A 20483-nucleotide genomic window follows, 5' to 3' on the forward strand; every position below is an offset into this window, starting at 1 on the left:
GCGCAGGGTGCCGCCCCGCCATGACGGCGAGGGCCGCCGACCAGGGGGTGTATCCCCAGGCCGGCGGCCCGTTCCCGGTTCAGCTCAGCCTGGACGCGGCGTACGCCTCGATCGCGTCACGCTGGTACGCGGCGAGGCCGGGGGCGATCGCCTCGTACGCGGCGCGCCACTGCTCGTTGTCCACGCAGGAGCGCCCGATGGCCCGGTACTCCTCGACCGAGACGGCACGCAGCTCCGTCAGGGCCCGGTACTGTGCGTCCGTCTCGGCCTGTACGGGGGCGGCGTCGGCCGGCAGACCGGCGGCCATCAGCTCGGCGAGCCGGACCATCGAGGCCGTACGCTCGCGCTGCCCGGCCTCGACGTCCCGCGCGGTCATCCCGGTGACCCGGCGGGCGACCGCCTCGGCGTGCTCCGGGAAGTCGCGCAGACCCTCCTCGTACAGAGCGGGCTCGACGCCCTCGAACAGGTTCTCCGGTCGGTTGATCGCGTTCATGGGTGTGCCGTCCTTCCTGGACTGCTCCAGATCGACGATCGTGCGGGAGACGGTGCCGGCCAGCGCGTCGAGCCGGTCCCGCTCGGCGAGCAGCCGCCGGTGGTGACCGCGCAGGGCCTCCACCTCGTCGACCTGCTCGGAGAGGATCCGCTCGATCTCGGGCAGGCCCACGCCGAGGGCCCGCAGCACGAGGATCTGCTGCAGGCGCAGGAGCTGCTGCTCCCCGTAGTGGCGGTGGCCGCCGGCGGCGATCCGGGCCGGCGGCAGCAGGCCGATCTCGTCGTAGTGCCGCAGGGTCCGGGCGGTGACGCCCGCCATCCGGGCGACCTCCGCGATCGGCCAGTCCATCTCCGCCTCCCGTACGAGTGCGTCGCAGGGCCGGTCTCTCCGGCCCTGGTCAGGACGGTAGAAGCTGCCGCAACGGCAGCTTCAACCCTCAGGACCGGGCCGTCACCGGCCTGCTCCCGCGACGAGTTCCTCCGCCACGCGCGTGCGTGCGTACAGGACGTGCCGTCCCGCCCGGTGGGCCGAGACGAGACCGGCCGCGCGGAGGGCGCCGAGGTGCTGCGACACCCCGCCGGGGGTGAGGCCCGTGCGTCCGGCCAGGTCGGTCGTCGAGGCCGGTGCCGTGAGCTCCGCGAGCAGCTGCGCCCGCGACCGGCCGAGGACCCCGGACAGGGCCCGGGAGGCCGATTCCGGCGGCGCCTCCCACAGGGTGCCGATGCCGCGCGGGGGATAGCGCAGGGTCGGCTGGTACAGCGGGTCCGTCGTCGAGAACACCCGTGGCCACACGAACGCCGACGGCACGAGCAGCAGCCCGCGCCCGTCCAGCCGGCGCGCCCCGTGGACGAAGCGGTGCTCCACGCTCAACGTGCCCGCGTTCCAGGCGAGTCGGGGTTCCAGGTCCTCGAAGAGGGTCCGCGTCCCGCCCTCGGCGAAGCGACGGGCCCGGTACTGGATGTCGGCCTCCAGATGCGTCTGGACACGGGGCCAGTACGGGGCCATCGCGAGCTCCCAGAAGGCCGCGATCACGTCGGCGAGCCGCCCGAGCCCGCGCTCCGGGTCGGCCCGCAGCGCGTCGACGCCGGGCTGCGCCTCGCGCGCGGAGGCCCGGAGCCGTTCGGGCGGGGTGGCGCGCAGGGCGGCCAGCTCCACGCCGAGCGTCGGGCCGGACGTGCTCGGCGGAGGGCAGAGGAAACCGGGGATCGAAGGCGCGGGCACCGGCACCAGCGAGGTCAGCGGTGTCAGATCGAGCCGCGCGGCCGCGATCCGGGCGCGCACCTGCTCGGCCCACCGCCGGTGCAGCGCCTGCTCACCGGCCCCCACGAGGACCCGGGCCCCGGCCACCACCTCCCAGAGCGGTGAGATGGCGAAACGGGTGCGTGCGACGTCCTCCGCCGAGAACTCGATCTCCAGCACGGACACCCCTGCCCTTCCCGGCCCACCGGCGCTCCTCTGATTTACGTGAGGCTAAAACATTGGCCCCGGGCTGTGAGGACCGGCCACCGTACCGGGCATGCCCACCTTCCTCCCCGCCTCCCGGCGCGTCCGGTCGCCCCGGCGCGCACAGACCCCCGACGGCACGCGGTCCCCCTGGCGCTCGGGGGACTTCCGCGTCCTCTTCTCCGCGTCCGTCCTGAGCACCCTGGGGACGAACGTCACCTACGTCGCCGTCCCGCTGGTCGCCGTCCTCGCACTCGACGCGGGACCCGGCCAGGTCGGCCTGCTCGCCTCCCTGAGCACGGCGGCGTTCCTGCTCATCGGCCTCCCCGCGGGCGCGTGGGTCGACCGGATGCGCCACCGCACGGTGCTGATCACGGCGGACCTGCTGCGCGCCGCGCTGTTCGCGTGGATCCCGGTGGCCTGGTGGTTCGACGTCCTGACCTTCGACGTCCTGTGCGCGGTGGTGCTCCTGAGCGGGGCCGCCACGGTCCTCTTCGACGTGGCCTCCCAGAGCGTCCTGCCCCGGCTCGTCGGCCCCGCCGCCCTGATCCCGGCGAACTCGGCCCTCGTGAGCCTGATGGCCGCGGGCAACGTGGCCGGGCGGGGAGCGGGCGGCGCGCTCGTACAGCTCCTCGGAGCACCGCTCGCGGTGGTCTGCGCCGCGGCGGGCCACCTCGGCTCGGCGCTCCGACTGCTGCGGATGGGGCGTGGCGACGCGCGCACGACGGAGGGGACCGCGCACCCGGCCGCGCCGGAGCCTCACGCCGCGGCCGGCCGAGGACCCGGCCTGCGCGCCCAGATCGCCGAGGGACTGCGCCACGTCCTGGGCCACGCGGAGCTGCGCGCCATCGCGGTCAGCGGCGCGGTCGGGAACCTGGGCACGGTGATGGTGAACACGATGCTCCCCGTGGTGTTCACCCGTGAACTCGGACTGTCGGCGGGCGCGCTCGGCCTGTTCTGGGCGGCCGGCGGCGTCGGCCTGTTCCTCGGGGCCCGCCTCGCCCGTCCGCTGGCCGACCGCTTCGGCCACGGCCGGGGGCTGGTCCTGGCGGGCCTGTGGCTGTCCCCGGCGGGCCTCCTGGTTCCCCTGATGGACCGGGGCGTCGGACTGTGGGCGGCGGTCGCCGGATGGGTCGCGTTCGCCGTGCGGACGGGGACGGCCAACGTCCTGGGCGTGAGCCTGCGCCAACGCCTGACCCCGGCCGACCTGCTCGGCCGTATGAACGCCACCTTCCGGTTCCTCCTCACCGGGTCGATGGCCGTCGCCGCCGCCCTCGCCGGGGCCATCGGTGCGCACCACTCGCCGCGCGCGGCCCTCTGGGCCGGTGGAGCCCTCATCTGCCTGAGCTGCCTCCCGACCCTCCTCTCCCCCCTGCGCGGCCGCCGCGACCTCCCGGCCGCGCACCTGTGAGGGAGGCCCGTGACCCCGCCGGAAAATGATTTCGCCGACGATGTCGAGAACCCGAGCCCTGCTCCGTCCCCGGTGTGAGAGCGACCAGAATGGGCCGCACAAGGACCGAGGAGAACATCATGGCCAAGTACCTGATGCTGAAGCACTACCGTGGCGCCCCGTGCCCGGAGGGCTTCGTGCCCATGGACCAGTGGACGCCGGAGGAGATCTCGGCCCACGTGCAGTACATGCACGACTTCGCCGCCAAGCTGGAGAAGACCGGAGAGTTCGTCGACGCCCAGGGGCTCGCCCCCGAGGGGGTCTGGGTCCGCTACGACGGCGAGGGCCGCCCGCCGGTCACCGACGGCCCGTTCGCCGAGACCAAGGACCTCATCGCCGGCTGGATGGTGATCGACGTCGACAGCTACGAGCGCGCCCTCGAGCTCGCCGGGGAGCTCTCGGCCGCCCCCGGGGCCGGCGGGAAGCCGATCCACGAGTGGCTCGAACTGCGCCCCTTCATGGCCGCGCCGCCCACCATCACGGAGTGACCGGTCCCATGGACGAGGCCCTGCTCCGGAGCCTCACACCGAGCGTGCTGACCGTCCTCGTCCGCCGCGGAGCCGACTTCGCGGCGGCCGAGGACGCCGTCCAGGACGCGCTGGTGGAGGCCGTACGCGTCTGGCCCGACGACCCGCCCCGCGATGCGAAGGGCTGGCTCGTCACCGTGGCCTGGCGCAAGTTCCTCGACGCGACCCGGGCGGACACCGCCCGGCGCCGGCGCGAGGACCTCGTCGAGGAGGAGCCCGCGCCCGGCCCCGCGCCCTCCGTGGACGACACGCTCCGGCTCTACTTCCTCTGCGCCCACCCGTCCCTCACGCCCTCGTCCGCGGTCGCGCTCACGCTGCGCGCCGTCGGTGGACTGACCACCCGCCAGATCGCCCAGGCCTACCTGGTGCCCGAGGCGACCATGGCGCAGCGCATCAGCCGGGCCAAGCGCACGGTCTCGGGCGTACGCCTCGACCGGCCGGGCGACGTCGCCACCGTGCTGCGCGTCCTCTACCTGGTCTTCAACGAGGGCTATTCCGGCGACCTCGACCTCGCGGCCGAGGCCATCCGGCTCACCCGGCAGCTCGCGGCCGTGAGCGACCACCCGGAGGTGGCGGGGCTCCTCGCCCTCATGCTGCTCCACCACGCCCGCCGAGCCGCCCGGATCGCGCCCGACGGCAGCCTGGTGCCGCTCGCCGAGCAGGACCGCGGCCGCTGGGACACCGCCGCCATCGCCGAGGGCGTGTGGATCCTTCAGGCGGCCCTCGCCCGCGACCGCCTCGGCGAGTTCCAGGCCCAGGCCGCCATCGCCGCGCTCCACGCCGACGCCCCCACGGCCGCGGAGACCGACTGGGTGCAGATCGTCGAGTGGTACGACGAGCTCGCCCGCCTCACCGACAGCCCCGTCGTCCGGCTCAACCGGGCGGTCGCCGTGGGCGAGGCCGACGGCCCGCGCGCCGGCCTGGCGGCGCTCGCGGAGCTGGACGGGACACTTCCGCGGTACGGGGCGGTGTCGGCGTACCTCCATGAACGCGCCGGCGATCTCAGGACGGCGGCGCGTCTGTACACCGAGGCGGCGAGGAAGGCGACCGACCTCCTGGAACGCGACCACCTGACACGGCAGGCCGCCCGCCTCAACACCCGTCTGAACGCGGGCCTCGACGTCTGAACGCCGGCCGGCGGCACGGACGGTGTCGCCGGCCCGTGTCGCCGACGGGACACCGTGCTGCGGACCGGCCCCGCCTCACTCGGATCTCCGGTGAACGTGCCCATTTCACGGAGGAGTTCACGACACGGCGTGTGCGACGTGGAGGCGATGCGGAGGGCTTATTCAGAAACCTTGTTGAATAACCCGTACCCCCGGTTCGCGCTTGATTTGCTCCTGCCAATCCGCACAGGGTTCTCTCGAACGTTTGACGCCCCACACGTCAACACGAGGAGAGAACCTCTTTCATGGCAACTCACAAGCGATCCAAGCGCTTTCGCAATGCGACCATAGCCACGGGTGTCGCAGCCGCGGCCGTCACGGCCCTGCTCGCCGGCAACCTCGCCGGGGCGGCCACCCCGGCCGAGGGGACCGTGTACGGACTCGGCGCCCCCGGCGCCGTCGACGGCAGCTTCGTCGTCATCCTCGACGCATCCGCGAACAAGGCGGAACTCGCGAAGAAGTACGGCGGCACCCTTCAGCGCTCGTACGGCTCCGAGGTCAACGGCTTCTCGGCATCGGGCCTGACGGTCCAGGAGGCCAAGCGGCTCGCCGCCGACCCCGCCGTCGGGACCGTCGTGCAGAACAAGCGCTTCACCATCAACGAGACGCAGGAGAAGCCCCCGTCCTGGGGTCTGGACCGGATCGACCAGACCGAGACGGCCGGCGACGACAAGTACACGTACCCCGACGGCGGGGGAGAGGGCGTCACCGCGTACGTCATCGACACCGGCGTCCGGATCACCCACCAGGACTTCGGCGGCCGCGCCACCCACGGCTTCGACGCCGTGGACAAGGACGACTCGGCCGATGACGGCAACGGCCACGGCACCCACGTCGCGGGCACCATCGCGGGCACCGCCCACGGCGTCGCCAAGAAGGCGAAGATCGTCGCCGTCCGGGTGCTCGACGACAACGGCTCCGGCACCACCGAGCAGGTCGTCGCCGGTATCGACTGGGTGACGCAGCACCACTCCGGCCCCTCCGTCGCGAACATGAGCCTCGGCGGCGGTGCCGACGAGGCGCTCGACGCCGCGGTCAAGCGCGCCATCGACTCCGGTGTCACCTTCGCCGTCGCGGCCGGAAACGAGTCTTCGGACGCCGGCCAGGGCTCGCCGTCCCGGGTGCCCGAGGCCATCACCGTCGCGTCCAGCACCAAGGACGACGAGCAGTCGGACTTCTCCAACTTCGGCGCGGTGGTGGACCTGTACGCCCCGGGCTCGGACATCACCTCGGACTGGAACGACAGCGACACCGGCACCAAGACGATCTCCGGTACGTCCATGGCCACGCCGCACGTGACGGGCGCCGCGGCCCTCTATCTGGCGGCCCACCCGTCGGCGACGCCCGCCGAGACGGCCGAGGCGCTGACCGGGGCGGCCACGCCGGACGCCATCAAGAACGCCACCTCCGGCACGGCGAACAAGCTGCTGAAGGTCACGCCGTAACCGAGTGGTGAGAAGCAGCAGGGATGGCCCCCACACCGTGGGGGCCATCCCCTTGTCCGTACGCGCTGTTCGCGCGTACCGCCGACAAACACCGACTTCCCCCCTTTCGCCGGGAACCGGCCGTGGCCAGAATCTGTCCCTGTGGAGGAAGGCTGCCACGGCGCCGAGGGGGGACGCGGATGAGCGCATGGGTGGTCCCGGGATACACGGAGACCCGGGAACTGGGCGCGGGCGGCAGCGGACGCGTGACGCTGGCCACCCACGACGCGACCGGCATGCCGGTGGCCGTCAAGTACCTGAGCGAGCGGCTCCGTTCGGACGCGTCGTTCGTCCGCGGCTTCCGCTCCGAGGCCCGGCTCCTCGGCGCCCTCGACACACCGCACGTCGTCGGCCTCTACGAGTACGTCGAGGCGCCGCAGGGAGCGGCCATCGTCATGGAGCTGGTGGACGGCGTCGCGCTGCGCGCCCTCCTCGCCCGGGAGGGCTCGACCGGCCCCGAGGCCGCCCTCGCGGTCCTCAAGGGTTCGCTCCTCGGCCTCGCCGCCGCACACCGGGCGGGCGTCGTCCACCGCGACTACAAGCCCGAGAACGTCCTCGTCGCCGCCGACGGGTCCTCCAAGCTAGTCGACTTCGGCATCGCGACCGGACGCGACACCAGGGCCGGCATCGCCGGAACGCCCGCCTACATGGCACCCGAGCAGTGGAACGGCGCCCCCGCCTCGCCCGCGGCCGACGTCTACGCGGCGACCGCGACCTTCTTCGAGTGCCTCACCGGACGCAAGCCCTTCGCGGGCGACAACTTCGCCGAACTCGCCCTCCAGCACCTGGAGGCACCCGTACCCGACGGACAGGCCCCGGAGCCGCTGCGCCCGCTCATCCGCCGCGGCCTGGCCAAGTCCCCGTACGAGCGGCCGGAGAACGCGGACGCGTTCGTCAGCGAACTGGAGTCGGTCGCCACAGCTGTGTACGGACCGGACTGGGAGGAGCGGGGACGCGGCCGGCTCGCGGCCCTGGCCGCACTCCTGCCACTGCTCTTCCCCTCCTCGGGAGGTACGGCCCAGGGCACGACCGCGCTCGCCACGACGACCCTGCCCGAACCGCCACCACGCCTCTGGCGACGCCTCCCCCGGGGGCTGCCGGCGGCCGCGGCGTCGCTCGTCCTGGCGCTCCTCCTCGCTCTCGCGGCGCGGGCAGGGGGAGCGTCGACGACCGGGGACGAGGCCGCCCAGGCCGTGGCGACGACGAACACCTCACCGAGCGCCGGTCCACCGGACCCGAGTACGACGCCGACGGCGATGCCGACGACGGAGGAGCCCCAGGCCTCGACGGAGCCCCCGGAATCCGCACCGACGGCCGAGTCGACAACCGAGCCGGCGACAACGCCACCACCGCCGCCCACGACCACGACGACGACCACGGAGCCACCCCCTCCGCCCACGACCCCACCCACGACGCCACCGACAACCGCACCGACGACGACGCCGCCGGTCTCGGTCACGGCGGTCTCCGTCACGAGCCTGCGCCAGATCGGGCCGACGGACGCGGAGGCCACCGTCGAGATCACGACGGACGGGCCGGGGCCGGTGACACTGCTCGTCGAGTGGTTCACCGGCGACGAGAAGGGCGTGCCCGGCACACCCGACGGCTCGGAGACCTTCCGTCGTGAAGGGGCCGACACGTACACCCTCACGCTCCCGCATGTGGTCCGGGGCGCCGGCTGCTACTGGGGAGTGCGCGCGACCACGGACCCTCCCGCCGCGAACGGCGGCTCCCTGCAGCAGACCTTCATCCGACGGTGTGTGATCACGTGAACGACGACGACTACAGCGCCACCGAACTGGGCAGCCACTGGTTCCAGGGCCCGGCACCGGACCCGACCCCCGACCGGGTGGAGGGCGAAGTCCTCCGCTTCGGCCCGGGGGTGACCGCGGCCGCCGCCCTACGTGCCGGGAACACGCCGACGGCGGCCCAGATCTGGCACGGCACCCCACCACGCCGCCGGCGACGGTCGCTCCGGTACGTGCCGGCGGCCCTGATCCTCCTCGTCGCCCTGGCCCTCCTGGCCTGGCGAGAGTACGGCCCCGGCGTCTCCGTGCGGGACGTCGCGGTCACGACTCCCGAAGGTCCGCTGGGCTGCGACGGCACGGCGAACGTGCTGGGCGTCGTACGCACCGACGGCCGCCGGGGCACCCTCACGTACCACTGGGAACGCAGCGACGGCACCCGCTCGGCGCCCCTGCGCGAGACCCTGACCCGCGGCCGGAAGGAGGCCCGACTCCACCTTCTGTGGACCTTCCAGGGGCGAGGCACCCACCACGCCGTGGCCCGCCTGGTGATCACGTCCCTCACCGCGCACACGGCGGAGGGCGCCTTCACGTACCGCTGCGACTGATCCCGAGAGGCCGACAGGGCAGAGCCCGTTCAGTCGCTCCGCCCTTCCCGTCCGACTCCACCCGGTACAGCCGAGCCTGCGGGACACGGCTCACGGCGTCGGTCGGCACGCCGTCCGTGAAGAGCGCCCCGACGCCGTCCTCCACCGCCCACCCACCGGGAAGCGTGCCTTCCGCCACGGCCGCCCGATAGGACGCGCGCCTCCCCGGCTCGCTGTCGTAGTGCGGACAGACCGAGCCGGGCAGCAGACCGAGCCCGTCGGACAGATGTCTCAGCGGCCCGAAGGAGTCGGTGTGCGAGCCGTCGGCCCAGCAGTTCGCGCCGGCGCTGATCCCGCACAGCAGGATCCCGCGGTCGTAGGCCTCGCGCAGCAGCCGGTCCACGCCGTGCACCCGCCACACCGCGAGCAGGTTCGCGGTGTTGCCCCCGCCCACGTACACGACGTCCTGAGAGAGCAGGAAGGCCCGCAGGGCGTCGTCGTCGAGTTCGCGCCGGAACAGGGGAAGCACACGGGGCTCACAACCCCGCGACCGAAACGCCACGAGGAACTGCTCGACATAGCCGGGGGCGTCCCCACTGGCCGTGGGCACGAAGCAGACTCTGGGCCGAGCGGCCCGCACCCGACCGAGCACCCAGTCGTCGAGCAACCCGTCGTCGTCGGTGGAGAAACCACCCCCGAGAAGCGCCAGCCGGCGCTCGGGGCGGGAATCCTGACTCATTCGATGATCCGTCTCATCAGTGTCTCCGGCAGTGCCGGGTTCTCCGCGGCCGCGAGTACGAGGGTTTCGTCGGGGCCGTGGAGCAACGACTCCAGGACCGCGACCGGGAGGGCCGGGTGGCCGGCCGCGTACCGCCGTACGTCCGGGTCCTCGGCCGTCAGGCAGCGCAGCAGGGTCTCCGCGCGGGCGGCCGGATGGCGGGCGATGTCCCGCAGTACGCGACGGCCGGTGGTCGGGTGCGCCGCCACGCGGTGCAACACGGTGGCGGGGCAGTCCGGGTGGCGGGCCACAGCGCTGAAGACCGGCGGGCCGTGGCGCTCCACGAGGTCGGCGAGCTGCTCGGGAGCGAGGTCCGGGCGGGCCGCGATCCGCCGGGCCACCCCGGGGTCCGGGTCGGCGGCGAGCTGCTCGACGAGGTCGCCCGGCAGCCGGGTCCGGTCGGCGACGAGTGCCCTGACCTGCGCCACCCGACTGCCGGCGAGGGAGCGGAGCTCGGCTTCCGTGGCGGATTCGACCCGTGGCGCCGGCTCGTCGGGCAGCCGTTCGTGCGCGGCGACGGTGGCGAGCAGGTCGAGCGGGACGGCCGGGTTCTCGGCGACGGCCCGGCGGACCTCCGGGTCCGGGTCGGAGGCGAGCGTACGCAGCAGGGCTTCACGGGCGGCGGGGTTGGCGGCGATCACGGCGCGGACGTCGGCGTCGGGGTGTTCGGCGAGCCGGTCGAGGAACCCGGGCGGGAGGTCGGTGCGGGCCGCGAACGTCCAGGCTTCGGGAGCGTCCAGGAACGCGGCGAGTCCCGCCGGTGGAACGGCCGGATGTGCGGCCGCCGCCAGCCGGACGCGCCGCACGCCGGGTGCGTGGTCGGGGCAGGCGGCTTCGCGCCGGTGGCAGGCGCCGCAGCGCGTCGGTGCCGGCCGGCCGCCGTCGGAGAGGAGCGAGGCGAGCAGCGCGGCCGGCGCGTTCTCGTTGCCGGCGACGGCCTCGCGGACGACGGTGCTGGGGTGACGGGCGAGCCCGGGGAACAACGTGGGCGGGAGGCACGGGTTCCCGGCGGCGCCCCGTACGACCCCGGGGTCCACGTCGTGGGCGAGGGCGGCGAGCACTGCGGCGGGCGCGTCGGCTTCGTACGCGACCTCCTCCCGTACCCCCGGATCGGGATCGGCGGCGGCCTCCCACCAGATGCCGAGCGGAGCCACCCCGCCGATCACCGCGTCCAGTGCCCGTCCTGGACGGTCCTCGGGAACGTCGGGCCACGGAACGAGACCGATGCGCACCAGGTGGCTCGTGACCTCCGGGTCGCCGACGCCGAGCAGCGCCCTGACCTGAGAGGCGGTCAGCCGTTCACGACCGGCCAGCGCGTACAGGACGTCCTCGTCGCCGTCCGCCACCAGCCGGGCGAACAGTTCGTCGGTGAGGGCCGGATTCCCGGCCAGCCCCAGCAGTGCGTCCCGCACCCGTTCCTCCTCGACGACTCGACCCGTCCGGCCCTTCCGTCGCTCGATGCAACAGCAGGAGTGACCGTCGAGTCCACCTCATATCGCCGGCGTACGGGCGCCGGGGAGGTTCGTGTGGGACGGGAGGGAGCGTTCGGCGGCGAGGAGGATGGCCGCGCCCGTCAGGACCAGGAGGGCGAGGACCGTCCACAGGTGCCAGGGGCCCGTGTCGAGGAGGAAGCCCAGGAGCATGGGGGCGATGGTGCGGCAGACCGACCAGGAGAGCTGGTAGACGGAGAGGTAGCGGCCCCTGAGGTGGTCGGGGGCGGCTTGGACGGACAGGCTCTGGGAGGGGGCGGAGTGGACGAGTTCGCCGGCGGTGTAGAGCACGGCGACCGCGAGGACGGCGACGAGGGCGTCCGCGCCGCGGACCAGGTGGGGGAGGGCGGCGAAGGCGGCGAACGAGAGCGCGAAGACGGCCGCGCCCAGGGCTGCCGTACGGGTGCGTCTGCCGCGTGAGGTGAGGCGGGCGACGGGTACGCCGAGGAGGGCGACCAGGACGGTGTTGACCGCGAAGACGGCGCCGGCCAGGGCGTCGGGCATCTCGACGTCCCGGGTGAGGAAGACCGGCAGGGCCATGGCCTGGGTCGTGTAGCCGAAGGCGATGAGGAAGTTGGCCGTCGTGATGAGCAGGTACGGGCGGTCGGCGAGGACCTGCCGGTATCCGCCGCGCGTGTCCGCCCGCTTGGTGGCGCTGCGGACCTGGGGGATCCGGGCGACCAGGACGGCGGCGACGGCGAAGACCGCGGCCAGGGACTCGGCGGCGACGATGAAGCCGGTGGTGCCGTTCCACGCGAGCATGCCGGCCGCCGCCAGGCTGCCGCAGCCCATGCCGGCGTTGCGGAGGCTGCGGTCCCACGCCAGCAGCCTGTCCCGCTCGGCGCCTTGGGCGAGGTCGCCTATGAGGGACTGCTGGCTCGGCGAGGACGCCCACATGCCCACGGCCACCACGAGGGCGATCGTCAGGAAGGCCGGGTAGGAGTCGGCGAACGGGTAGGCGGCGAAGCCGAGCGCGCGCAACGCGAGCACGGCGATGAGCACGCGACGCCCGCCGAAGCGGTCGATGAGGATGCCCGCGGCGGGCATGAAGGCCAGTGCACTGAGTCCCGCGATGGTGAGGCCCGCGCCGATCGACGTGAGCGACAGGCCCGTGAGTCCGTGGATGAACAGCATGGTCAGGGGCACGTAGATGCCGTCGCCGATCGACGTCGCGAGGCTTGAGGCGATCAGGCGGCGACGGGCGGGGACGGCACCGGGGGAGGTCTGGACCGCCGGCTGCGCGGCCTCGGAAACGCAGGTATCTTCCACGGAAGATAATTTATCATCCGTGGAAGATAGAGTGAAGAGATGGAGTCCGACGCCATCGCCGCCATCGTCGATCAATGGAAACGAGAGCGCCCCGATCTGGACGCGACGCCGATGCTCGTCATCGGCCGGCTCTTCCGGCTCACCCACACGCTCGACCAGCAACTGCGCCCGCCCTTCGCCGCCGCCGGCCTCGGAAGCGGCGACTTCGACCTGCTCGCCGCACTCCGGCGCGCCGGCGAGCCGTACGCCCTGTCCGCGGGCGACCTCAGCCGCACCGCCCTCGTCACCACCGGCGCCATCACCAAGCGCGTCGACCGGCTCGAAGCCCGCGGCCTCGTCGCCAGGACCGTCGACGAGGCCGACTCCCGCGGACGCCTCATCACCCTCACCGCCGAAGGCGTCGCCCTGACCGACGAGCTCATCGCCGTCCATCTCGACAACCAGCGCCGGCTCCTCGCCGGGCTCGGCACGGACGAACAGGCCCAGCTCGCGGACCTGTTGGAGCGACTCGCCCTCACACTGAGGGCGAGCGACGGCTGAGTCTCCCGGCGGCGCCCGTGCTCACCCCGAGCGGGGTGTCGCGAGGCGGCGGATCAGGTCCGCCTCCGAGCGTTCGACGGCCGGGTCGTGCCAGAAGGCCACGGGTACGCCCCGGATGCGGCGGCCCCGCGGGTCCAGGATCTGGCCGGCCAGCTTGAGGGGCCAGAGCGTCACGGCCCGGTCGGTGACGGTGAGTTCGGGGAAGCGCGCGTACAGCCGGGCCTCGAAGGACGGCAGGTCCTCCACCGAGCGCAGCCAGACCGTCAGCAGCAGGTTGTGCGGGCCGGAGAGCGAGGCGCACAGGCGCGTCTCGCGCTGCGTGATGAGCTGCGCGGTGATCCGGGCCGTCGCGTCGGGCGGCGTGACACCCCAGAAGGTGACCGCGACCGGCCAGCCGGACAGGTAACGGGCCACCTCGCAGCGGTAGACGAGGGCGTCCGCGCGATGGAAGCGGTCGAGGCGCCGCCGTACCGTGCTCGCACTGGCCCCACTGCTCTGGGCGAGCGCCGCGACCGACTGCCGGCAGTCCTGCGCGAGCAGGTCGAGCAGCTGGAGGTCCAGGTCGTCGGCGGAGGGCAGGCCCCGGCCGATCCCGGCGCCGCCGCCGGAGGGCGTACCCCGACCGCTGCCGGCGGCGCCGCCCGACGCGTCCCGCGCCAGGTTCTCCCGGCTCCCCGGCGCGAGCCGGTCGAGGCGCCACCGGCTGCCGACGGCGTGCACGGTCGAGGCGATCTGCGAGCGGGTCGCGGCGACCCCGGGAAGGGCCTCGAGCCGGAGGCCCACATAGCGGGCCAGCGCCACCTGGTCGGGGAACGCCGCCGTCAGGACCAGGTCCCGCGAGCCCGTGACGTGGTCGATGGTGATCAGATGCGGGTCGTCCACGATGGCGGCCGCCACCTCGTGCAGGCTCCCGGAGACACAGTCGACCTCGATGACGGCCACGGTCGGCGGAGTGGGGCCGATCCCCGCCGGATGGCAGCTCATCCAGGCGTGACCGGCCTCGGTCAGCCGCTTCCAGCGGCGCGCCACCGTCGACGCGTCCACGCCGACGGCCGCGCCGATCCGCTCCCACCGGGCCCTCGGCGAGGTCTGCAGCGCGGTGATCAGCAGGTGGTCGAGCTCGTCGAGAACGTCGGAGGCCGTGGCCGATTCCAGCAGCGGAATGCTCATGAACGGTGGTTTCCTGCGGATGATCTCTGTCATTGAGGCGGATGGCCACGATACCCCCCATGGATCTGCTGCACGACGCACACGCTCTGGCCCCCGTCCTGACCGCACTGCGCCACTCCCTGCACCGGGAACCGGAACTGGGCCTCGACCTCCCCCTCACCCAGACGAAGGTGATCGCCGCGCTCGACGGGCTGGGCCTGGAGATCACCCCGGGCCGGGCCCTCAGTTCCGTCACGGCCGTCCTGCGCGGCGGAAGTCCCGGACCGGCACTTCCACGCGGCGGACAGCCCGGACAGGCGGCCCCGCGCGGCGGACGCCCCCGACCGGCGGTCCTGCTGCGCGGCGACATGGACGCCCTCCCCGTCCAGGAGGACACCGGCGTCCCGTACGCCTCCGTCGTCGACGGCCGGATGCACGCCTGCGGACACGACCTGCACACCGCCGGCCTCGTCGGAGCCGCGCACCTCCTCGCGGCCCGCCGCGAACAGCTCGACGGAGACGTCGTGTTCATGTTCCAGCCGGGCGAGGAGGGCCAGGGCGGCGCGAAGATCATGATCGACGAGGGGGTGCTCGACGCCGCCGGAGAGCGGGTCGTCGCAGCGTACGCCCTGCACGTCGTCTCCCGGGGCGCCCCGACCGGCTACGCCGCCACCCGACCGGGCCCCATGCTCGCGGCCTCCGACACGGTCCACGTCACCGTCCGCGGCGAAGGAGGCCACGGCTCGTCCCCGCACGCCGCCGTCGACCCCGTGCCCGCGCTGTGCGCGATGGTCACCGCCCTGCAGACCCTGGTCACGCGCGAGATCGACATCTTCGACCCGGCCGTCGTCACCGTCGGCCGCCTGGAGGCCGGCACCGCGCCCAACGTCATCCCCGAGTCGGGCCGCTTCTCCGCCACCGTCCGGACCTTCTCCGACGCCTCGCGCGCCACCGTCCGCGCCGCGTTCGAACGGACCGTGCACGGCCTCGCCGCCGCCCACGGCGTCCGCGCGGACATCGACTACGTCCACCAGTACCCGCCGACCGTCAACCACGACGGCGAGGCCGCGTTCGCCCTCGACGCCGCCCGGGACATCCTCGGCGAGGACCGGGTCTTCCCCGCGCCCACGCCGATGGCCGGCTCGGAGGACTTCTCCTTCGTCCTGCGCGAAGTGCCCGGCGCGTTCCTCGGGCTCGGCGCCTGCCTGGCCGGCACCGACCCCGCGACCGCCCCGATGAACCACTCGCCGCAGGCCGTCTACGACGACGGCGCACTGCCCCACGCCGCGGCCCTCCTGGCAGGGCTCGCCCTCCGCCGCCTCGCCCTCACCGCGCAGGAGTGACCATGACCCCCACCACGACACCGAGAGGGCCGGTCACGGAGCGGCCCGCGCCCGCCGTCACCGCCGTCGTCGGTCTGCTCGTCCTCTTCGAGCTCACCAGCGGCTTCGTCCAGACCGGCATCGCCCCGCTCCTGCCCGACCTCGCCGCACACCTGGGCGTCGACGCCGTCGACACCAACTGGATCGTCTCCGTCCAACTCCTCGCGGCCGCCGTGTGCGTGCCGCTCTTCGGACGCCTCGGCGACCTCCACGGCCACCGCCGCATGCTCCGGATCGCGCTCGCCCTCACCGCGACCGGCACCCTGCTCGTGGCGCTCGCGGACACCTATCCGCTCGTCCTCGCCGGGCGTCTCCTCCAAGGGCCGCTCGCCGCGCTGCTGCCCCTGGAGATCGCGCTCGTACGGGACCGGCTCCCCGTCGCCGGCGCGCGCCGGGCCATCGCCCTCCTCGTCGGCTCGCTCGCCCTCGGCTCACTCGTGGGCGGCGTGGCGATGGGGCTGCTCCACTCCGCCGCGGGCGACCTGCGCCAGGTCCTCCTCGTACCCGCGGTGCTCGCCCTGATCTGCGTACCGGTGTCCTTCGTCGCCGTGCCCGAGTCCACCCGCCGGGCCGGCGGCCGCGTCGACTGGCCCGGGGTGACGCTGCTCAGCACGGCCGTGCTCGCCCTGCTCGGCGGTGTCGGCGCCGCGAAGAACGGAGCCCTGAGCAGCCTCGCGGTCCTCGGCCCGGTCCTCCTCGGCGCGGTCCTGCTGACGGTCTGGGCCCTCGTGGAGCTGCGCGCCGCGGAACCGCTGGTGGACCTCAGGGCCCTCGCCGGCCGCGACGCGGCCCCCTTCTACCTGGGCGCGTTCCTCTTCGGCATCTTCTACTTCGGCAGCCAGGCCCCCAACGCCACCTTCTTCGCCGCCGATCCCGCGACCACCGGGTACGGATTCGGGATGTCCGCCCTGGCGATCTCGCTCGTCTCGCTGCCCGGCTACCTCACCGCCGTCCTCGGCTCCTTCGCCACCGCGGCCGTCGCGCGGCGCCTCGGCTACCGCCCCACCCTGGTCACGGCGTTCCTCCTGGTGGCGGCGGCGTTCCTCCAGTACGCCGTGCTCCACGACGAGGTGTGGCACATGGCGGCGGGATCCTCCCTCCTCGGCCTCGGCATCGGTCTGGCGCTCGGCGCCATGCCGACCGTGATCGTCGAGGCCTCGGACCTGTCCCGCACCGGCATCGCGGCCGCCCTCTACAACAACATCAAGACCCTCGGAGGCGCGGTCGCCGGAGGCGTCTTCGCCTCGCTCCTGGGCGCGTTCACCTCCCCGGCCTCCGGGCAGCCCGGCGAGAACGGCTACCGCGCCGTCTGGCTCGCCGGCGCCCTCTGCGCGCTGCTCGCCGCGGGCCTGAGCGCCCTGGCCCGCCGCCGCGAGGCACCGGCGCCCCCTCAGCCGGCCGGAGCGTCCGCGATGCGGTAGCCCACCCCCGTCGTCGTCGTGATGACCGGCGGGCCGCCCAGCTTCCTGCGCAGCCGCCCGACGGTGACCGTCACCGTGTTCGTGAACGGATCGGCGTGCTCGTCCCACACCTGCTCCAGGAGGTCCTCGGCGCTCAGGAACCCCGGACTGGCCCGCAGGAGCGCCTCCAGGACGGCGAACTCCTTGACGGACAGCGCGAGCGGGCGGCCGTCCCGGAGCGCGGTGCGGCGAACCGGGTCGAGTTCCACACCGGCGGCGCGCAGCGTACGGGCGCGGGCGGCCGGCCTGCGACGGGCCAGGGACCGGATGCGCAGCACCAGTTCGGGGAAGTGGAAGGGCTTGGCGAGGTAGTCGTCGGCCCCGAGCGTGAGACCGCTGACCCGGTCGCCGGGCGCCCCGGCCGCGGTCAGCATCAGCACCATCGGACGGTCGTCCCGCCCGGTGATCATCTGACAGAGCGCGTCACCGTGGATGCCGGGCAGATCCCGGTCCAGGACGACCACGTCGTACGCGTTCACGTCGAGCTTGGCCGCGGCCTCCAGACCGTCGTACGCGAGGTCGACGGCCATCCCCTGGTCCCGCAGCCCCTCCGCGACGACCTCGGCGAGCGACCGCGCGTCCTCCACGACCAGAATCCTCATGCCGTCACCGTTTCATGTACGGGGGAGGCCGACGGCAGCGTCACCGTGACGCGCAGACCACCCTCCGGACGTGCCAGGAGTACGAGGCGGCCGCCGTGTGCGGCGACGATCGCGGCCACGATCGACAGGCCCAGGCCCGAACTCGCCTCCGATCCGGTACGGGCGGCGCCGAGCCGCTCGAACGGCCTTCCCAGCCGGTCGACTTCGCCCTGGTCCAGCACACGCCCGCCGGTCTCGACGACCAGCCGCGCCTCGGCGCCGCCGTCGCCGCCGGTGGTGACCCGGATCCAGCCGCTCTCCTCGTTGTGCGCGATCGCGTTGTCGACGAGGTTCTGCACCATCCGGGACAGCAGCGCCGCGCTGCCGCGCGTCCGGACCGCCGACCGTACCTCGGTGTGGACCGCGAGGCCCTTCGCGGTGATGTCGGGGGCGCGGGCGTCCAGCGCCTCCCGCGCGAGCCCGTCCAGCGTCACGAGGGTCCGGTCGGCTAAGGCGCCGTGCTCGGCGCGGGCGAGGAGGAGGAAGCCGTCGAGCAGGTGGTCCACGCGGTCGAGTTCGGTCCGCAGACGGCCGGCGAGCGCGAGGGTCTGCGCGGCGGGATCGGGTTTGGCGACGGCCACGTCAAGGGACGCCCGCATCGTCGCCAGCGGTGTGCGCAGCTCGTGCGAGGCGTTGCCGACGAAGCGGCGCTGCGCGACGAACGAGGCCTCCAGGCGTTCGAGGAGGCCGTCGACGGTGTCGGCGAGCTCCTTCACCTCGTCGGCGGGCCCGGTCACGGCCAGCCGCTCGTGCAGGTTCTCCGCGGAGATCCGCCGCGTCGCCGCCGTGATGAGCCGCAGCGGGCGCAGGACCCGGCCGGCCAGGACGCGGCCGAGTACGAGCGAGAGGCCCGCCATCACCACCAGGGCGATCAGCGAGGCGAGGACCCAGCGGTGCTCCTGCCGACTGTGCGCGTCCGCGAGCTGCGACTGCAGCGCGCGGATCTGCTCCCGGGCGGCCGTGAGGTCGGACGCGCCGGGAGAAGGCTCCGCGGGCGTGGTCGACCGGACCCCGGACATCAGGTACGTCAGGGCGAGCAGCACGATCCCCGACCCGAGGAACCCCGCGGCGTACAAGATCGTGAAGCGCCGTCCGACCGTTCCGCCCCGCAGCATGCCCGTGCTCCTCTTCGCGCCCGTAGGTGGCCGCGACCAGCATGCCCCGCCGTACCTAACAGCGAGGTGACAGCCACGGTTCGGACCACGTCATGCCGGCCTCCGTAGAACCGTTGTCATGCAATCGACCAACGACATCCTCCACGCGGTCCGCCGGGAGTGGACCGCCTTCCGACGTCCCGGCCGGCTGATCGCCATGGCGACCGCCGCCCTCGCCGTCGTCGTCCTCGGCCTGCTGTACGCGTTCGGCAACCACGCGTCCTGCAACGGTCTCTGCGCCGCCCCTCCGACCGGGCCGGACGGCGACCTCGTCCACGACCAGTTCTCCTTCATGCACAGGGACCTGGGCGAGAACGGCGCCATCACGGTCCGGCTGACGTCCATGACGGGCACCATCACCTACCCGCCGCCGCACCACGACCAGATCGTCCCGGGCCTCGTGCCCTGGGCGAAGGCCGGGATCATCATCAAGGACGGTGTCCGCCAGGGATCCTCGTACGCGGCGCTGATGGTCACCGCCAGCCACGGCGTGCGCATGCAGTACGACTACCGCCACGACATCGCGGGCAGCGGCGGCGGAGTCTCCGTCCAGGCCCCGCGCTGGCTGCGGCTGACCCGGTCGGGCGACACCGTCACGGGCCACGAGTCCGCCGACGGCGCGCGCTGGACGAAGGTCGGCACGGCCCGGCTCCCGGGGCTTTCCGGGACCGCGCAGGTCGGCCTGTTCGCCACCTCTCCCGGCGACCTGACCCTGCGGTCCGTCGGCCTCGGCGGCGCCACGGAACAGGTGCGCTGGACCCAGGCCGGCGGCGTCTTCGACCACGTCGGCCTCAAGGGCACGGATGCCGCCTCCGGCTGGCGGAGCGACACCGTCGGGGAGGCGAACACGACCGACTGGGAGAAGAAGTACCTGGCAGCCGGCGCGGTGGAGAAGAACGGCACGATCACCGTCACCGGATCCGGCGACATCGCTCCGTCGGGCGCCGAGGACGGCGCCCGACCGGCGGAGAGCACCCTCGGCGGCCTGGCCCTCGCGCTGCTCGTCGTGCTCGTGGTCGCGGTGCGCCTCGCCACCTCCGCGTACCGCCGCGAAACCACCGGGGGCGCACCGGTCACCCGCGCGGAACTCGCGGCGAAGGCGACCGTCCTGGCAGCCGCCACGTTCGTCACCGGCCTCCTCGCCCTCGGCGTCGTGATACCCGTCGGCGTGGCGATCCTGAAGGGGAACGGCATCCCCGTCCTCGCCGTGTCCGCGCTCACCGAAGCGCGTGTCGTCGTGGGAACGGCCGCCGCCCTCGCCCTCGCCGCCGTCCTCGCCCTCGCGCTCGGCGCGCTGCTGCGACGGGCCTGGATCGCGATCCCCGTCGCAGTCCTGACGATCCTGCTCCCGTACGTGGCGACTTCGTTCCCGCTGCTCCCCGACGGCCTCTCACAGTGGCTTCTGCGCGTCACCCCGGCCGCCGGCTTCGCCACCCGGCAGACCCTCGTCGCACACCCGCAGGTGACCGCCCACTACGCGCCCTCCGCCGGCTACTTCCCCCTTCCCTGGTGGGCGGGGGTCGCCGTACTGGGCGCGTACGCGGCGCTGCTTCTCGGCCTCGCCCTGCGCCGACGGCAGGCGGGCGGGACGCAGCGATCGGCGGCGTGGCGATAATCGCTGGTGCGACGGTCGGCGTGCCTTGTACGTTGGCTTCGCGACCGCGCCTCCGATGCGCTCGGCTGCGGCTACTTCCTTCCGAAACCAAGTGACGCCGCCGCCACTTC

The 20483-nt window shown here is 73.6% G+C and carries 18 protein-coding genes; 10 read left to right on the forward strand and 8 right to left on the reverse strand.

The window, feature by feature from the left end; translation table 11 throughout:
• Nucleotides 1–79: 79 nt before the first annotated feature.
• Both ACFYX3_RS10300 and ACFYX3_RS10305 read right to left on the reverse strand, forming a co-directional pair.
• Nucleotides 80–841, reverse strand: coding sequence for a MerR family transcriptional regulator (locus tag ACFYX3_RS10300; protein WP_389010636.1), 762 nt, complete (start codon nucleotides 839–841; stop codon nucleotides 80–82).
• A 102-nt stretch (nucleotides 842–943) separates the two neighbouring features.
• Nucleotides 944–1912: a DUF5937 family protein gene (locus ACFYX3_RS10305; protein ID WP_389010640.1), complete on the reverse strand. Its 969-nt coding sequence runs from the start codon at nucleotides 1910–1912 to the stop codon at nucleotides 944–946.
• 97 nt (nucleotides 1913–2009) lie between these two features.
• Here ACFYX3_RS10305 and ACFYX3_RS10310 point away from each other — a divergent pair, with 97 nt between their 5' ends.
• From ACFYX3_RS10310 to ACFYX3_RS10335, 6 genes are all read left to right on the forward strand, one after another.
• The gene (locus ACFYX3_RS10310) at nucleotides 2010–3347 is read left to right on the forward strand and encodes an MFS transporter (RefSeq protein ID WP_389010643.1); all 1338 of its coding nucleotides are present in this window, start codon (nucleotides 2010–2012) and stop codon (nucleotides 3345–3347) included.
• 119 nt (nucleotides 3348–3466) lie between these two features.
• Nucleotides 3467–3874 (forward strand): YciI family protein, encoded by a 408-nt coding sequence (locus ACFYX3_RS10315; protein ID WP_376586953.1) that lies wholly within the window; start codon nucleotides 3467–3469, stop codon nucleotides 3872–3874.
• 8 nt (nucleotides 3875–3882) lie between these two features.
• Nucleotides 3883–5040, forward strand: coding sequence for an RNA polymerase sigma factor (locus ACFYX3_RS10320; RefSeq protein ID WP_389011502.1), 1158 nt, complete (start codon nucleotides 3883–3885; stop codon nucleotides 5038–5040).
• Nucleotides 5041–5324: 284 nt separating this feature from the next.
• Nucleotides 5325–6524 (forward strand): S8 family serine peptidase, encoded by a 1200-nt coding sequence (locus ACFYX3_RS10325; RefSeq protein ID WP_389010646.1) that lies wholly within the window; start codon nucleotides 5325–5327, stop codon nucleotides 6522–6524.
• A 179-nt stretch (nucleotides 6525–6703) separates the two neighbouring features.
• Nucleotides 6704–8335, forward strand: coding sequence for a protein kinase (locus ACFYX3_RS10330; RefSeq protein ID WP_382656826.1), 1632 nt, complete (start codon nucleotides 6704–6706; stop codon nucleotides 8333–8335).
• A complete protein-coding gene (locus ACFYX3_RS10335) occupies nucleotides 8332–8916 on the forward strand; it encodes a hypothetical protein (protein WP_389010650.1) in 585 nt (194 codons plus the stop codon). The genes ACFYX3_RS10330 and ACFYX3_RS10335 overlap by 4 nt, the downstream gene beginning before the upstream one ends.
• On the opposite strand, the gene ACFYX3_RS10340 is transcribed toward ACFYX3_RS10335, so the two are convergent.
• The 3 genes from ACFYX3_RS10340 to ACFYX3_RS10350 form a co-directional block, all read right to left on the reverse strand.
• On the reverse strand, nucleotides 8897–9634 hold the full coding sequence (locus ACFYX3_RS10340) for a Type 1 glutamine amidotransferase-like domain-containing protein (protein WP_389010653.1): 738 nt from the start codon (nucleotides 9632–9634) through the stop codon (nucleotides 8897–8899). The two genes, ACFYX3_RS10335 and ACFYX3_RS10340, sit on opposite strands and share 20 nt — an antisense overlap.
• A complete protein-coding gene (locus ACFYX3_RS10345) occupies nucleotides 9631–11085 on the reverse strand; it encodes a hypothetical protein (protein ID WP_389010656.1) in 1455 nt (484 codons plus the stop codon). Before ACFYX3_RS10345 ends, ACFYX3_RS10340 begins: the two co-directional genes overlap by 4 nt.
• Nucleotides 11086–11163: 78 nt before the next feature.
• Nucleotides 11164–12432: an MFS transporter gene (locus tag ACFYX3_RS10350; RefSeq protein WP_389010659.1), complete on the reverse strand. Its 1269-nt coding sequence runs from the start codon at nucleotides 12430–12432 to the stop codon at nucleotides 11164–11166.
• Nucleotides 12433–12471: 39 nt separating this feature from the next.
• On the opposite strand from ACFYX3_RS10350, the gene ACFYX3_RS10355 reads away from it, so the two are divergent.
• Complete coding sequence (locus ACFYX3_RS10355; protein ID WP_382656812.1) at nucleotides 12472–12972, forward strand: MarR family winged helix-turn-helix transcriptional regulator; 501 nt, start codon at nucleotides 12472–12474, stop codon at nucleotides 12970–12972.
• A 21-nt stretch (nucleotides 12973–12993) separates the two neighbouring features.
• Here the strand turns inward: ACFYX3_RS10355 and ACFYX3_RS10360 are convergent, their stop codons facing one another.
• A complete protein-coding gene (locus tag ACFYX3_RS10360) occupies nucleotides 12994–14142 on the reverse strand; it encodes an Lrp/AsnC family transcriptional regulator (RefSeq protein WP_389010663.1) in 1149 nt (382 codons plus the stop codon).
• 59 nt (nucleotides 14143–14201) lie between these two features.
• Between ACFYX3_RS10360 and ACFYX3_RS10365 the strand changes: the two genes are divergently transcribed.
• A complete protein-coding gene (locus ACFYX3_RS10365; protein ID WP_389010666.1) occupies nucleotides 14202–15464 on the forward strand; it encodes a M20 family metallopeptidase in 1263 nt (420 codons plus the stop codon).
• Nucleotides 15465–15466: 2 nt separating this feature from the next.
• Nucleotides 15467–16924 carry an MFS transporter gene (locus tag ACFYX3_RS10370; protein ID WP_389010669.1) on the forward strand — a complete coding sequence of 486 codons (1458 nt, stop codon included), beginning with the start codon at nucleotides 15467–15469 and terminating at the stop codon, nucleotides 16922–16924.
• Here ACFYX3_RS10370 and ACFYX3_RS10375 read toward each other — a convergent pair.
• Both ACFYX3_RS10375 and ACFYX3_RS10380 read right to left on the reverse strand, forming a co-directional pair.
• The gene (locus ACFYX3_RS10375; protein ID WP_376586928.1) at nucleotides 16894–17565 is read right to left on the reverse strand and encodes a response regulator transcription factor; all 672 of its coding nucleotides are present in this window, start codon (nucleotides 17563–17565) and stop codon (nucleotides 16894–16896) included. The two genes, ACFYX3_RS10370 and ACFYX3_RS10375, sit on opposite strands and share 31 nt — an antisense overlap.
• Nucleotides 17562–18719 carry a sensor histidine kinase gene (locus ACFYX3_RS10380; protein WP_389010674.1) on the reverse strand — a complete coding sequence of 386 codons (1158 nt, stop codon included), beginning with the start codon at nucleotides 18717–18719 and terminating at the stop codon, nucleotides 17562–17564. Before ACFYX3_RS10380 ends, ACFYX3_RS10375 begins: the two co-directional genes overlap by 4 nt.
• 118 nt (nucleotides 18720–18837) lie before the next feature.
• Between ACFYX3_RS10380 and ACFYX3_RS10385 the strand changes: the two genes are divergently transcribed.
• Complete coding sequence (locus ACFYX3_RS10385; protein ID WP_389010677.1) at nucleotides 18838–20373, forward strand: hypothetical protein; 1536 nt, start codon at nucleotides 18838–18840, stop codon at nucleotides 20371–20373.
• Nucleotides 20374–20483 lie beyond the last annotated feature (110 nt).

Source organism: Streptomyces sp. NPDC002463, from assembly GCF_042889835.1.
Classification (GTDB): Bacteria; Actinomycetota; Actinomycetes; order Streptomycetales; family Streptomycetaceae; genus Streptomyces; species Streptomyces nymphaeiformis.